General features: G+C 63.6%; 15 protein-coding genes and 1 pseudogene. 11 read left to right on the top strand and 5 right to left on the bottom strand.

All coding sequences use genetic code 11. The features are described 5' to 3' along the window. From FIU86_RS12040 to FIU86_RS12050, 3 genes are all read right to left on the bottom strand, one after another. Entirely contained in the window at positions 1 to 930 is a 930-nt protein-coding gene (locus FIU86_RS12040; protein WP_254703820.1) for a LysR family transcriptional regulator, read from the bottom strand. Positions 931 to 993: 63 nt separating this feature from the next. Continuing rightward, positions 994 to 1,995: a sorbosone dehydrogenase family protein gene (locus tag FIU86_RS12045; protein ID WP_152475306.1), complete on the bottom strand. Its 1,002-nt coding sequence runs from the start codon at positions 1,993 to 1,995 to the stop codon at positions 994 to 996. Positions 1,996 to 2,055: 60 nt separating this feature from the next. After that, positions 2,056 to 2,514 carry a cupin domain-containing protein gene (locus tag FIU86_RS12050; RefSeq protein WP_152475307.1) on the bottom strand — a complete coding sequence of 153 codons (459 nt, stop codon included), beginning with the start codon at positions 2,512 to 2,514 and terminating at the stop codon, positions 2,056 to 2,058. A gap of 340 nt (positions 2,515 to 2,854) precedes the next feature. Here FIU86_RS12050 and FIU86_RS12055 point away from each other — a divergent pair, with 340 nt between their 5' ends. Further along, a complete protein-coding gene (locus tag FIU86_RS12055; protein ID WP_254703821.1) occupies positions 2,855 to 3,310 on the top strand; it encodes a cyclophilin-like fold protein in 456 nt (151 codons plus the stop codon). A gap of 940 nt (positions 3,311 to 4,250) precedes the next feature. Here the strand turns inward: FIU86_RS12055 and FIU86_RS12060 are convergent. Next, the gene (locus FIU86_RS12060) at positions 4,251 to 4,502 is read right to left on the bottom strand and encodes a pyocin activator PrtN family protein (protein WP_152475308.1); all 252 of its coding nucleotides are present in this window, start codon (positions 4,500 to 4,502) and stop codon (positions 4,251 to 4,253) included. A 708-nt stretch (positions 4,503 to 5,210) separates the two neighbouring features. Between FIU86_RS12060 and FIU86_RS22575 the strand changes: the two are divergent. Continuing rightward, positions 5,211 to 5,486: pseudogene (locus FIU86_RS22575) on the top strand (integrase core domain-containing protein); the annotation flags it as partial. 286 nt (positions 5,487 to 5,772) lie between these two features. On the opposite strand, the gene FIU86_RS12070 reads toward FIU86_RS22575, so the two are convergent. Beyond that, positions 5,773 to 7,818: a TonB-dependent receptor gene (locus FIU86_RS12070; RefSeq protein WP_152475310.1), complete on the bottom strand. Its 2,046-nt coding sequence runs from the start codon at positions 7,816 to 7,818 to the stop codon at positions 5,773 to 5,775. 202 nt (positions 7,819 to 8,020) lie between these two features. On the opposite strand from FIU86_RS12070, the gene FIU86_RS12075 reads away from it, so the two are divergent. The 9 genes from FIU86_RS12075 to FIU86_RS12115 all read left to right on the top strand — a co-directional run bounded on the left by FIU86_RS12075 (position 8,021) and on the right by FIU86_RS12115 (position 13,926). Beyond that, complete coding sequence (locus FIU86_RS12075; protein WP_152475311.1) at positions 8,021 to 9,073, top strand: hemin-degrading factor; 1,053 nt, start codon at positions 8,021 to 8,023, stop codon at positions 9,071 to 9,073. After that, positions 9,073 to 9,966, top strand: a complete 894-nt coding sequence (locus FIU86_RS12080) for a hemin ABC transporter substrate-binding protein (protein ID WP_254704015.1) — start codon at positions 9,073 to 9,075, stop codon at positions 9,964 to 9,966. The genes FIU86_RS12075 and FIU86_RS12080 overlap by 1 nt, the downstream gene beginning before the upstream one ends. 3 nt (positions 9,967 to 9,969) lie before the next feature. Next, positions 9,970 to 11,037, top strand: a complete 1,068-nt coding sequence (locus tag FIU86_RS12085) for an iron ABC transporter permease (protein WP_152475312.1) — start codon at positions 9,970 to 9,972, stop codon at positions 11,035 to 11,037. Beyond that, positions 11,034 to 11,816 (top strand): heme ABC transporter ATP-binding protein, encoded by a 783-nt coding sequence (locus FIU86_RS12090; RefSeq protein ID WP_152475313.1) that lies wholly within the window; start codon positions 11,034 to 11,036, stop codon positions 11,814 to 11,816. Before FIU86_RS12085 ends, FIU86_RS12090 begins: the two co-directional genes overlap by 4 nt. A gap of 11 nt (positions 11,817 to 11,827) precedes the next feature. Further along, positions 11,828 to 12,577: a ChaN family lipoprotein gene (locus FIU86_RS12095; protein ID WP_254703822.1), complete on the top strand. Its 750-nt coding sequence runs from the start codon at positions 11,828 to 11,830 to the stop codon at positions 12,575 to 12,577. A gap of 11 nt (positions 12,578 to 12,588) precedes the next feature. Further along, positions 12,589 to 12,915, top strand: coding sequence for an antibiotic biosynthesis monooxygenase (locus FIU86_RS12100; protein WP_152475315.1), 327 nt, complete (start codon positions 12,589 to 12,591; stop codon positions 12,913 to 12,915). Next, a complete protein-coding gene (locus tag FIU86_RS12105) occupies positions 12,912 to 13,280 on the top strand; it encodes a glyoxalase superfamily protein (RefSeq protein WP_152475316.1) in 369 nt (122 codons plus the stop codon). The genes FIU86_RS12100 and FIU86_RS12105 overlap by 4 nt, the downstream gene beginning before the upstream one ends. Positions 13,281 to 13,448: 168 nt before the next feature. After that, positions 13,449 to 13,616, top strand: a complete 168-nt coding sequence (gene hemP, locus FIU86_RS12110) for a hemin uptake protein HemP (RefSeq protein ID WP_152475317.1) — start codon at positions 13,449 to 13,451, stop codon at positions 13,614 to 13,616. Between the two features lie 49 nt (positions 13,617 to 13,665). After that, on the top strand, positions 13,666 to 13,926 hold the full coding sequence (locus FIU86_RS12115; RefSeq protein ID WP_152475318.1) for a DUF1289 domain-containing protein: 261 nt from the start codon (positions 13,666 to 13,668) through the stop codon (positions 13,924 to 13,926). Positions 13,927 to 13,979: the final 53 nt, after the last annotated feature.

Consider the following 13,979-nt stretch of genomic DNA (forward strand, 5'->3'; position numbering starts at 1 on the left):
TCACGCGCGCTCACGCAACGCGTCCAAAACGACCTGGAACGCCGAGGATGGGCGCTGTCGGCTGGGATAATACAGATGGAAACCAGGGAAATACGGCGAATACTCGCCTAGGCAGATGCGCAAATCGCCCGCATCGAGCTTCTTTTGCGCCAGGCGTTCCGGCACCAGCGCAAGACCATGACCGTCCGTGGCCGCACGCAGGACAGGGTTGATCATGTTGAAAACAGCCTGCCCCTGCACCTTCACCCGGATCTCGTTTCCGTCAGCATCCTCGAACTCCCACGCGTAGAGCGCGCCATGCGTCGACAGGCGCAGGTTGATGCAGCGGTGGCTTGTCAGGTCCTGCGGCGTCTCGGGCACACCCGCGGACTCGAAATAGTCAGGGGCGCCGACGCAGATCATCCGCTCGTCCGGCCCGATCCGCATCGCGATCATGCCTTCGCTCACCTGCTCGCCGTACCGCACACCGGCATCACATTGCGACTCCGCAAGATCCGAATAGCCGTAATCCACCACGAACTCGACCTTGACCGCCGGATGCGCCTTGAGCACCGGGGAAAGCTTCGGCCACAGTAGGGACTCGATCGCGTATTCCACCGCGACGATCCGCACCGTACCGGTCGGCTGGTCCTGCGCATCGTTCAGCGCCTGAAGCCGCGATTCGATCTTCTCGAAGCAGGGATTCAGCGTGGCCAGCAGATCCTCGCCCTCGATCGTCGGTGCAACCGAACGGGTCGTGCGCGTCAGCAGGCGCAGGCCAAGCCGCTTTTCCAGCCCCTTGATCGTGTGGCTGAGCGCGGATTGCGATACGTTCAGACGCGCCGCGGCCCTGGTAAAGCTGCGTTCCTCCGCAACGGCGGCCAGCGCGATGAGGTCGTTGATGTTTTCTCGTAGCATGGCGGAAGCGTTGATCTCTCTGTCGATGATCATGGCAGGTTCACCTCCGGATATATGTGCTTGGCTCATAAAGTCCATGCATTATGCGCTTGCGAGTTACGGAAGGAGCCGGATGAGCCGGTCGCGCGAGGCGCCGTCGCCGCGCGGGGAGCGGTTGGTGGTGATTGCAAGAATACCGTCTTGCGTTACAACGAGGTCGCGTATCCGTTCGCCGGTGTGGAAGGCTTCGCGCACCTCCCCGTCCTCGGTCACGGCAAGCACACCCTGCGCCCGAAGTCCTGCCAGCAACAGGTTCTCACCGTCCCAGGCCAGGCCCGACGGCGCCCAGGTTGTGCCCCCGGAATGCGCCAGCGGCGCATGCATCCCGTCGCGCGTCTCGTCGCCTTGGATCAGCGGCCAGCCATAGTTCCCGCCCGCCTCGACGCGGTTCACCTCGTCATGGCCGGACTGCCCGTGCTCGGCGACGAACAGCACGCCGTCGTCGTTCCAGGCAAGGCCCTGCGGATTGCGGTGCCCCAGCGAATAGACGGGCGAGCCCGGAAACGGGTTGTCGGCAGGCACGTCGCCTTCCGGCGTGACCCTCAGGACCTTGCCTGCCAAGCTCTGCATGTCCTGCGGCCGCTCCCGGTTCTCGGTCCATCCGGTGGTGACATAAAGCATGCCGTCCGGGCCAAAGGCCACGCGGCCGCCGTTGTACAGCGGGTGACCGGGGATGTCGTCGACAAGAACCCGCGTCTCGCGCCAAGCATTGCCGTCGCGAACGACCTCGATAACCCGGTTCCTGCGCTTCTCGGGCGTTCCATGGTGCTGGTACAGGATCACACGCCCGCTTTCAGTGAAATCCGGCCTCAGCGCGAGACCAAGCAGCCCACCGCCACGGTCGTCGAGGATCGGCACGCTGGTGATCACCGGCAGGCGCAGCAACTCGCCGTTTTCCAGCACCGACAGGGTGCCGGCCTTTTCCGTGATATAGAGACGCTCCTCACTGGCCTCGATGTCCCAGGGATAGTTCAGGTCGGGCAGAACCGTTTCGATCGTCTGGCCATGCGCGGGCAGCGCCAGAATCGCTGCGGTCAGAAGGTGCAGAACGCGTTTCATGTCGGCGAAAGCTCCATAGCGTCAGAAAAGGCGGCCCGCACAAGGCGGACCGCCGAAAGGTCACTGTGCATATTCCTCATCGGTGACATGCTCGCCCCAGGTCACGGCCGAGCCGTCCTCGTTTCCCTGGATGGCGTAGTGCGTCACCGAGGTGGTGTCGGTCGCACCGTGCCAGTGCTCGGTTTCCGGCGGACACCAGACGACATCACCGGCCTGGATGACCTCCTTGTCCTGCCCGCGTTCCTGCACCCAGCCGGTGCCGTGGGTGACCACCAGCATCTGCCCCACCGGATGCGTGTGCCAGGCCGAGCGGGCCCCGGGCAGGAACGTCACCTCGCCCGCGCTGACGCCGTTCATCTCGGGCGGAAAAACGGGCGCGACATAGGCGGTGCCGGTAAAGGTTTCTTCGCTCCCGATCTGCCCGCCGCGATCTTGCGTGTGGGTTATGGTCTGAGATTGCGCAAAAGCGGCCGGGGCGGCCAGCCCAAGCGCGAGGGTCGTTCCGATCAGGTGTTTCATGACGGGTTGTCTCCTTTCGTCGAATTGCGGCCTTGCGGCGGGGCTCGTCCCGCGCCGCTCACAATCAAGGTAGAGTGCATAGCAGGCGGGATAATGCGGCGCGGGCGGCATCCAACCATGAGGCGCATTCATGAACGGGGCCGTTTGTGTGGGGATCGTGGCCCGCCGGGCTCGCTACCGCACCCGTTTCGATGGGGCCGGTACCCGGGCCGTCGCGGACCTGAAGGGCCGAACGCCGTCATACTCATGGCCCTGGCTCATGAGTGTAAGCGACATCTTCCCCCTATTCTTTGCCACCGGAGCGGTTAGAGTGCTGGCAAGGCAAGGACGGAAACCCAGTATGGCCGGCAGACCCTATATCCAACTGGCACTGACCGCTGCGGCTCTTTTCTTTGCACCGGCCAAAGCTGGACATGCTGATGATTTCAATAGCAGGAATGCCATGACCCGGATAAACGTTATTGTCGGAGACGAGGTGATGCCCGCGACGCTGGACGACACCCCTGCCGCGCAGGACTTCGCATCGATGCTGCCGCTCGACCTGACGCTCAGAGATTACCACGGCATCGAAAAGGTCGCCGACCTCGACCGAAAGCTCGACGACACGGACGCGCCGCGCGCCTATGCACCTGAACCGGGTGACATCACGCAGTATCGGCCATGGGGCAACCTCGCGATCTTCTACAAGCCGTTCCAGTCTTCGGCCGGGCTGCTGCGGCTGGGTGAGTTTGACGGTTCGCTCGAGCCGTTGATGCGGGAGGGGAATTTTTCCGTACGCATCGAACTCGCCGACTGATACCTGTCCTCGCACTGATCCTGAGAGGGCTACCCATGTTCCGCGTGCGGAGCCGCTGGCTATCCGTTGTAAAAGAGAAAACCAGCACAATGGCCGATATGTAAGCTTTCCGGATGTCCCGCCGCGGGAACATGGACGTGAACAAGATCCTGTTCGCACCAAGGCGCAGCCGGGACCTGGCTTTTCGGAGTGATCTGGCACTACGCTCTGGGCGGTCACCGAACGGCGGTGGGTGGAGAACTGCTGATCGCACGCCGGCAGGCCGCGGTATGCGCCTCGGCCAGCCTACTCATACTGGCCGCAGGTTGCCTGTGGCACATCTCCTTCGTCTTCCGCATTACGGCGAGAGTATCCCTAAGATTTGTTGCCGGAATGGGCTTCGGCCTGATCTTCGTGGTCCTTGGATACTTGTTGTGCGCATGGCGCAGACCCGCACTGCCAACATTCGCCATTCGAAGATGCTGCAAGGTGGACGAATGGCCGGTCTGGTGAATCTGCGGCGCGGCGCTGACGACCACGGCTGATGGCAGCTCTGGGCCGTGAGTAAGGCTTGGAAAAACAGCGTACAGTGGCAGCTCCTATTGGTGCCTGTTGTCAGAAGAGAAAATCTGCCGCGCTTTCGCGCGGCAGGTCTTGCTCTCATATCCTTTTTCGGACTTCTCTCTCTGCGCATAACCGATCGAGTGCGGCGTATCGTGTCAGGCTGGGCCGTCATCAACTTCAACAAGAAGAAACGCAGCTGGTGCTGGAAGGCCCCGACGATTGCCGAGCTTCGAGAGACCGGCGTGGCCTATGGGCGGGAGCGGCTCCACAGGCCTATGCGCTGATGCGCGGTCAGCCAACTCTCGGTCTTCGATCGCACCCTTTTGTTTCGAAAAGGCCTCCACCAAGGCGGTCGACCCGCTGTGACTTGCGCCGACGCGAAGCAGCCCCCCGCCCCTCAGCGACCCATCGCCCGTCGCGCCTCGTCGGCCTTTTTGTCCAAAAAACCGGCGAGATCCGTAAGCATGATGATCCGCCGCGCCTTCTGAGAGGCGTCTTCAAGACGGATGACAGGCAGGTCAATCTCCTGGTTCTCCACCTTCTTGAGGAACTTGCCCTCAGTTAGGTTGAAGTGGTTGACGGCGACGGTTTTCACGTCAAGGTCTGGCTTACCGTTGTAGGCGACCATAAGCATCATGAAAGTGTTCATTTTGGACTTTTCCTCCATTAGCGGCGCTGATCGACCGCAAGAGGAAGAGGGGGTCGTTCTGATTTGCCCGGAAATTTCCGCTGAACAATCTCACGCAGTTGTGTGCCGGTTCAGCGTGAGATCCTCCGTTGAATGGCGCTGGCGCCTTGTGTCGGGGGTCGTAGCGCGCCCTATCGTTCTCGCGGCAAGGAGTGCCCGCAGGGGACCGAACTGCTGGACAGAGTTCACTTGCCTGCTACAATCTTCAGACTTGGATGATGAGGTCCGGCCGCAGTGCTACATTGGTGCTACAGAGCAAATACGCCGACAGAAATTCCTATATAAATAAGGGGCTTTTTTGAAATGGCGTCCAGTCCATCATGGGCGCACAAGATAAGCGCGCGGCCTGTGTGGCTGCGTTCAAGCGCATTTAAACATCTCCTCGGGGCCGCCGACATCTGGAACGTACCCGCAGCTTACACAATACGCATAAGAAGGATGATCTGCCACCCTGCCCCGCGCAAAGACAGGCGAACTGCGACGAATGAGCGGGGTCTGAAGGTAGCAACGGCAGGGGTTTAGGTGTTTGATGCCACGGTTTGATGGTGTGATACTTTCGTTGGCATGGACGGAAGCATTAATGGAATCCAGTTCGCAGAGCAGCCACGCAACCGTGGCAGCATTACGTTTCGCAAGATGCGGTTTGATCTGATCTGCGAAGCCACTGGCATCGAGCATCGCCTGACCAAACCCAACCATCCGTGGACAAACGGTCAAGTCGAACGGATGAACCGTACGATCAAGGACGCGACGGTCAAAAGGTATCACTACGATAGCCACAATCAGCTTCGCAGACACTTCGCCGACTTTCTCGATGCGTACAACTCTGCACGTCGCCTGAAGACCTTGAGCGGCCTCACACCCTATAGTTACATCTGCAAAATCTCGACATCAGAGCCAGAACGATTCATCCTAATTCCGATCCACCAGATGCCGGGACTGAACACCAAGGTGGCAGTTGAGTCCGATCCTTCACATGTCTGCTTTGCGGAACCCTCAATCTACACTGCACACTTTTGTACTCGGGTAGCGTCTCGGCATGGTGGCGTGCTCCCATCGGGTGGCCAATCTCGGCAATTACCGGATTGCCGCTCACCAGATCTTACTCGATGCATCGCGCCACCGTTGTCTCGAACAAGTGACGCAAAAGTTCACTCTCTGGGAAATGCCACCTGGCCTGCCGCCGCATGCAGCGCCTCGACATCCGGCGGCGGCGCGGGGTTCTTCCCGGTTAGAACGCCTGCGTCAAAGAAACCCTGAACGTTCTTCCTGGCGCCTTTCGCGTGGGCGAGGACAGATGCCCAACATAATTCTTGTCGAACGCGTTCTCGATCCCGAACCGCACCTCGGTGTCTTCCAGCCAGTTTGTCTCGGGTCTCCAGGTGGCGCGCAGATTATGCACCGTCGTGTCGCCCAGATCCGCGCCCAGCGCGTCGAACCGGTCGGCGGCATGCACTACCTCCCAGCTCAAGTCGAGGTCGTCACCCACCCGCTGGCCCACCGTCAGTTGCAGGCGATCCGCCGCACTGTTGCGCCAGGTATCCGAGGTGCCGTCGGGGTTGTATTCCCGCCCCTCGCCGACATGCCCTGCGAAATCGACATAGAAACCGCCCGCCGTGCCATAGGACGCCTCAAGCTCAAGCCCCTCGGTCGTCACGCCGTCAAGGTCGGTCCCCGTTGCCCCGGCCACGGTATAGGTGGTGATATCCCACAGTTTCGTCTGGTAAAGGTTGCCGCGCACGGTGAACGAATCGCCTTCCGCGAAGACATCGGTGCCGGTATAGTCGGCACCGATCTCTAACGTGTGCGACTTTTCCGTCATGGCCAGCCGGCGCTGCGACGTGCGCGTGGAATCAAGATCATCGATCAGCGGCAGGCTTTCGGTATAAGCCGCACTGCCGAACACCGAGACCCCGTTGCCGAAATCATAGGCCAGCGCCAGCCCCCCCATCAGCGCATCGTTGCTGTAGCTGTCGGGCACCCCGGCCAACGGCACCGAGCTTTCGATCCGCGAGCTTTCATAGCGCAGCGCCGGCGTTACCGTCACCTGGCCGATCGTCATCTCGTTCACCACGAAGGCGGCAAAGCGGTCATCCGTACCGCCCGGTGCCGCGGCCGCATCAAGGCGCTTCTTGTGAATGCCTTCGATCCCGGCCAGCATGTCATGCTCGACCTGTCCGGTCGTAAACAGCGCCCGGTTCGAAAGGGTCAGCTTCGTCGTCTCGTAACGGTTGTCGGCACAGATAACGCCGAAGAACGGATTGGCGCAGAAGACCGCTACCGGCTGTCCGCCCTGAAAGGGCGAGCTTCCGTCGATATAGGTCGTGTCGATCTTCTGGTCGGCATAGGACAGGTTCGCCCGCAGGTCGATCAGGTCGTTGACAGGGTTGAAGCGATATTCGACGGTCGTCTGTTTCGTGTCGGTGACGCGGTCAACCCGGCCAAAGCTGCCCGCCGTCGTCTGGAACTGGTCATAGGGCACGTCCTTGTCGTCGGCCTCGGTCCTTGAATGGCTGAACATCAGCGAATGCGCATCGTCGTCGCCAAAGGTGAATCGGGCCTTGGCCAGGAAGGACGGCGTCTCGAAAGAACTGTTGCCGATCTTCGTGCCGTCCCCGGCCTCCAGCGTGCCCTGGTCGCGCCAGGTATAGTTCAACAGGAACTCGGCCCCCTCGACCGGCATCCACGCAAGGTTCGTCGAACTGGTGAAGCCATGTCCATTCGAGCTGAACTCCAGCGTCTGCGACCCGCCAAAGCCGGGCACCCCGCCGGTAAAGTCCGACGCGTCCTTGGTCTCCAGCTTCACCACGCCCCCCACGATGCCCGAGCCATAGGCAAAACTGCCGATCGTTCCCCGGATCACCTCGACTTCCTTGTAAAGCAGCGGATCGGTGAAAAGCTGCGTGCCCAGCCGATAGATCTCTTCCGACCCGACCGAGGCGCCGTCGATCTGCACCGCGATCTTCTGGTCAGAGCCATAGGTGGTGTTGGCACCGAACCCGCGGATATTGATCCCCGACCCCTGCGGCGTAGTGCCGTTCACCAGCGTCACGCCGGGCACCGAATCGATCAGCTGCGCGACCGTGCTGGCCTGCCGATCCTTGATCTCCTCTTCGTCGACAACGGTCCGGGGCAGCGCCGTGCCGAATGTCAGGTCCCTTTTGCCGGGGGTCAGGACGAGGGTCCCCAGAAAGCCGGGCTCTTCCTGCGCTATGGCCGTTCCGGCCAGGGACAGGCAGACGAGCGCGGTCGTCCCACGCATGAATGTGGTAAGCATAAACGCCATCCTTGTTGCACGTTTGTCACCGATGCTTGCGAAGGGCTGGCGCGGTAGATTTGTTGATTTGCGATGCATTTCATCGCGATGGGTTGCACCGTTACTCGTAACCGACTAAAATAGTCAAGTAATTTATCGACAGCCACGCTCCAGAGCATCGCGAGCCAAGCCATCGGACCCAGCTTCAATCCGAGGATGCCCAATGAGCGAGCGATCTGCCCCCACCCCCGAATCCATACGTGCCTTCCAGGCCGATAACCCCAAAATGCGCACCCGCGATCAGGCCGACGCGCTCGGGATTCCAGAGGCGCAGCTTGTCGCCGCCCATGTCGGCCGCGGCACGGTGCGAATTGCCGCGCATCCCGACCGGGTGATCCCCGCCGCCGAGAAGCTGGGCGAGGTCATGGCCCTGACCCGGGTCGAGGCCTGCGTGCACGAGAAGGTGGGCGAATACGGCAACTACCATCCCGGCGACCATGCCGCGATGACCCTGACCGAGGATATCGACCTGCGGATTTTCCAGTCGCACTGGGTGCACGCCTACGCCGTGGAAAGCCTGACCGAGGATGGCCCGCGCCGGTCACTCCAGGTGTTCGACGCCGCCGGCGACGCCGTGCACAAGATCCACCTGCGCGAAGCCTCGTATCATGACGCTTGGGCGGGTGTCCTCAAAGACCTCGCGCACGAGAACCAGGCCGACGGTCAGACCGTCACCGCGCGCCAACCCGTCGAAGCGCCGAAATCACGGCCCGACAAGCTCGACATCCTGCGCGAGGAATGGGCGCGCCTGACCGACACGCACCAGTTCCTGCGCCTGTGCTCGAAGCTGAAGATGAATCGCTTGGGCGCCTACCGCATCGCGGGCGCGCCCTTCGTGCGCCAGCTTGACCCCACTGCGGTCGACGCCATGCTGCACGCCGTGCGCGGTGCCGGGATCGAGATCATGCTTTTCGTCGGCAACCGCGGTTGCATCCAGATCCATTCCGGCCCGATCCGCAACCTGCGCCCGATGGGGCCGTGGCAGAACGTGATGGACCCCGGCTTCAACCTGCACCTGCGGCGCGACAAGGTGGCCGAGGTCTGGGCCGTCGAGAAACCCACCCAACGCGGCCCCGCCATCTCGGTCGAGGCGTTCGATGCCGAGGGCGGCCTGATTTTCCAGACCTTCGGGCTGGGCAAGGAAGGACGCGATTCGCGGCTTGAATGGGGCCGGATCGTCGCGGATCTGCCTTCGCTTGAAGAGGTGCTGGCATGATGTGCAGCAAATCGACGGGCGCCGCGATTGCCGCGATCTGCACCTCGATGGTCGGGGCCTTCGTCGCCTTGGCCGTCAGCGCGCAGCAGGCCGAGACCCCTGCCAATCCACATGCCGAGATTCTGTCAATCGGCAGCGCGGTGACCGAGATCGTCGCTGCCTTGGGACAGGAGCACCGGCTGAAGGCGCGCGACACGACTTCAACTTATCCGCCTTCCGTCCAAGACCTGCCCGACGTGGGCTATATGCGCGCGCTCTCGCCCGAGGGCGTTCTGTCGGTTGGCCCATCCCTCATCATATCCGGCGAAGGCGCCGGCCCGCCCGAGGCGCTGGACGTGATCCGGGCCGCAGATGTCGAGTTCGTCGAGGTGCCCAACGCCCTGACCACCGACGGCATCCTGCGCAAGATCGACATCGTGGGCGACGCGCTTGACGTGCCCGAGCGGGCCGATGCCCTCGCCGCCGAGGTCGAGACCGAGATGCAGGCGGCCATCGAGGACGCCCGCCGACCCGAGGCCGATAAGAAGCGCGTGCTGTTCGTGCTCTCGACCCAAGGCGGCCGGATCAACGCTTCGGGCACCGGCACCGCCGCCGACGCGATCATGCGCATGGCCGGCGGCGTGAATGCGATCTCTGAATTCGAAGGCTACAAGCAGATCACCGACGAGGCGATAGGCACCGCCGCGCCCGACGTGATCCTGATGATGGACCGCACCGGCGATCATGCCGCCGACGATGACACGCTCTTTGCCATGCCCGCGATCCGCATGACCCCCGCGGCACAGGACCGTGCAGTGGTGCGCATGGACGGCCTTCTGCTGCTCGGCTTCGGCCCCCGCACCGCGACCGGTATCCGCCAGCTCAACGCTGCGCTTTACGGCACGGACAGCTAGACCATGGCCGCCGTCACCGATATCGACGCCGCCCCACGTGACCGCGCATCCCGCGCACGCGCCATGCATTGGGCGCTGGCGGCGGCGCTGGTCCTCGTGTCCCTCGCCAGCCTTCAGGTCGGCGCGACCGATGTGACTCTTTCGAACCTCGCGGCCAAGCTGGCCCGGGGCGAGGCGCTGACCCAGATGGACCGCGTCGTGCTGTGGGATATCCGCCTTCCGCGCCTCGCCATGGGCGGCCTTGTCGGCGCGGCCCTCGCGGTGTCGGGAGCCGCGATGCAGGGGCTGTTCCGCAACCCGTTGGCCGATCCCGGTATCGTCGGCGTGGGTGCCGGCGCCGGGCTGGGGGCCATCCTCGCTATCGTGCTGGGCGGTCTTCTTCCGCCGTGGGTCAGCACCGTCACCGGCAACCAGTTGACGCCCTTCGCCGCGTTTCTCGGGGGATGGGGTTCGACTCTCCTGCTCTACCGCGTCGCCACGCGCCAGGGGCACACGTCTGTGGCCACGATGCTGTTGGCGGGCATCGCGCTCGGGGCGCTGGCCGGGGCGGTGTCAGGCATCCTGGTCTATATCGCCAACGACACGCAATTACGCGACCTGACCTTCTGGGGCCTCGGCTCTCTGGCCGGGGCCAGCTGGGCAAAGGTGCTGACGGCGGGGCCGATGATCCTGCTGGCCATCGCCGCCGCGCTGACGCTGGGGCGCGGCCTGAACGGGCTGGCCCTCGGCGAGGCGACGGCGGCCCATATCGGCGTCAGCGTCCAGCGCCTGAAATCCATCGCGATCCTCGCCGTCGCGGCGGCCACCGGCGCCGCCGTCGCCGTCTCCGGCGGCATTGGCTTTGTCGGCATCGTGGTACCGCATCTCCTCCGGCTCGCCTCGGGCCCCGACCACCGCACGCTGCTTCTGAACTCCGCGCTGCTTGGCGCCATCCTGCTGATCCTCGCGGACGTCATAGCACGGGTCGTGATCGCCCCGGCCGAACTGCCCATCGGGATCGTCACGGCAGTGCTCGGGGCGCCGGTCTTTCTGTGGATCCTGCTGACACGCCGGGGGCTTGCCGACCTATGAGCTTCACCGCCGAGAACATCCGAGTCTCCTATGGCAGCCGCGAGGCCCTGCGCGGGGTTTCCCTCACTGCCGAAGCCGGCGCGGTCACGGCCATCGTCGGCCCAAACGGCTCGGGCAAGTCCACCCTGTTGGGGGCGATGACGGCCTCCCTGCCCCATACCGGCGCGGTCCGCCTGAACGGCCGCGACATAGCGGCAATGAAACCATGGGAACTGGCCGCCGAACGCGCAGTCCTGCCACAGGCGGCGCGCCTCGCCTTCCCCTTCACGGTGATCGAGGTGGTGCGCCTCGGCCTGCAATCGGGCTCCGCCGGCGACCGCCCCGAGGTTCCGATGCAGGCTTTGTCCCGCGTCGGCCTTGCCCACCATGCCAACCGCACCTTTCAGGAGCTGTCCGGCGGCGAGGCGCAGCGCGTCATGCTGGCCCGCGTGCTCGCCCAGGTCTGGAGCCCGGTCGAGCATGATCGCCCCCGCTGGCTGTTGCTGGACGAGCCTGTCAGCAGCCTCGATATCGCGCACCAATTGCAAGTGATGGAACTCGCTCGCAGCTTCGCCCGTGCAGGCGGCGGCGTGATCGCCGTCATGCACGACCTGAACCTGACAGCACTTTTCGCCGACCGCGTCGCTGTCCTGTCCGAAGGGCAGCGCCTGGCCTTCGGCACGCCCGCCGAGGTGCTGACCGATGACACACTCTCGCGGGCCTATGGCTGCGAACTGCGTGTTTCCTCTCCACCGCCCGCCGGTGTGCCCTATATACTGCCGCACGCGGCCTCTGCCTGAAAGGATACCCTGTGCGCCTTGCCATTGTCTTTCTCTGCCTCGCGGCGCCCGCGCTGGCGCAAGCCCCTGCGGATATCGTCATTCTGGGCGAGGTGCATGACAATCCCGACGCCCATCTGGGCCAGGCCGCTGCGATTTCCGAATTGCAACCCAGCGCGGTCGTCTTCGAGATGCTGACCGCCGAAGAGGCCGCCCGCGTCGATGCCGACCGCGCGCTGGCCGAAGAGGCATGGACGGCCAGCGGCTGGAGCGACTTCGACCTCTACGCACCCATCTTCGACGCCTTGGGCGACGCCCGGATCATCGGCGCCGCCGCTCCGCGCGACAGCGTGCGTACGGTCTATACCGAGGGTGCCGCCAAAATCTTCGGCCCCGACGCCGCGCGTTTTGGCCTGGACACGCCCCTGCCCGAAGATCAGCAGACCATTCGCGAAGACATGCAGTTCGCCGCCCATTGCGAGGCGATGCCGCGCGACATGATGGCCGGGATGGTCGCCGTGCAACGCTACCGTGACGCGGTGTTCGCGCGCGCAGCCCTCGACGCGCTCGAAACCCACGGCGCGCCCGTCGTCGTGATCGCCGGAAACGGCCACGCCCGCACCGACTGGGGCATTCCCGCGATGATCGCCCGGGCGGAGCCGGACGTCACCACGCACTCCATCGGTTTTGTCGAGGCCGGGACCGACACGCCGTTCGACGAGACCCGCACGGTGCCCCCGGCCGAGCGGGACGACCCCTGTGCTTCGCTCACCAACCAGTAAGGACCCACCACATGTATCTTGCCATGAACCGTTTCACCGTCCCCTTGGAAAACGCCGCTGAGTTCGAGGACCTGTGGCTGAGCCGCGAAAGCCGCCTCAAGGACATGGCGGGCTTCGTGTCGTTCCACATGCTGAAGGGCCCCGAGGAAGACGGTCGCGTGCTCTACGCTTCACATACCGTCTGGGAAAGCGAAGAGCATTTCCGCGCCTGGACGACCAGCGAGGAGTTCCGCGCCTCCCACGCCCGTGCCGGCCAAAGCCGCAAGCTGCACGAAGGCACGCCGCGTTTCGAAGGGTTTCGCGCGATCCAGAAAATCGACGCCAACGCCCCGGCATGACCCCGCAGATCACACGCACCGCGCCCGTGTTTCGCAGCTTCGACGAAGCCCGGGCGCGGGCGTTCTACGTCGACTGGCTGGGCTTCGACTGGACCGGCGAGGTCCGCGTGTTCCCCGGCGCCGCGGTCTACGCCTTCCTGCGGCTAGGGGATTTCCACCTGCACCTGACCGAGCACCACGGCGATGCCACGCCCGGGTCTACCGCCATGGTCCATGTCGACAACCTGCGCGACTGGCACGCCACCCTGCCGCACAATCCGAACATGCGCCCCGGCCTGGAGCCGTTACCTTGGGGCCTTCAGATGGAGGTAACCGACCCGTTCGGAAACCGCCTTCGTTTTCTCGATCAAGGCGACGATGCATGATGCCCTCGTGACTGTGCAGACCCGGCCGCGAACATTTCTTGACCAAAACAATCGGAATAAGGTATCAATATCCTTATCCCGACTCGAAAGGTCGGGTTTCTTCTGGCCCCGCTCCGCGCAGTCGCACACCGCCCGCGGTTCTGCCAAGGCCACCGGAAAGGTTGCTGAATGACGACATCTGAACCCGCCTCATCCCCCGCGCCTGACACGGACGGCATTGCCATTCACGATGCCCGCGATCTGGTTCCGAACGGTGTCACGGCCAACATCGCGCTCGATGGCCAGTTGTATACCCTGCGCATCACCCAAGCCGGCAACCTGATCCTGACCAAGTGACCCCCGATCCAATCCCAAGCCAGTCCCAGCCACACCGCCGCGAGGCCCCATGCCGAAAGTTCCAAGTCCCTGCATCGACGTCTGCAAGTTCAAGCGCGAGGGCCACTGCATCGGCTGCTCGATGACAAAGGCTCAGAAAAGCCTGTTCAAGCAGCTGAAAAAGGACAAGCAGCGCGAAGCCTTCGTCGAACTTCTGGTGGCGCAACAGGCCACGATGGGCCGCTACAAGCACTGGGAGGCGGCCTATGCCAAGAAATGCCGCAAGAAGAAAGTGACGCTCACCGCGATCGAGGGCGGCAAGGCCGCCTGAGGCGGAATCCCCCCCCCACGCCGTACACCGCGAAAGACACAGGACCAGACCTT

The organism is Roseovarius sp. THAF9 (assembly GCF_009363715.1).
In the GTDB taxonomy this organism is placed as follows: Bacteria; Pseudomonadota; Alphaproteobacteria; order Rhodobacterales; family Rhodobacteraceae; genus Roseovarius.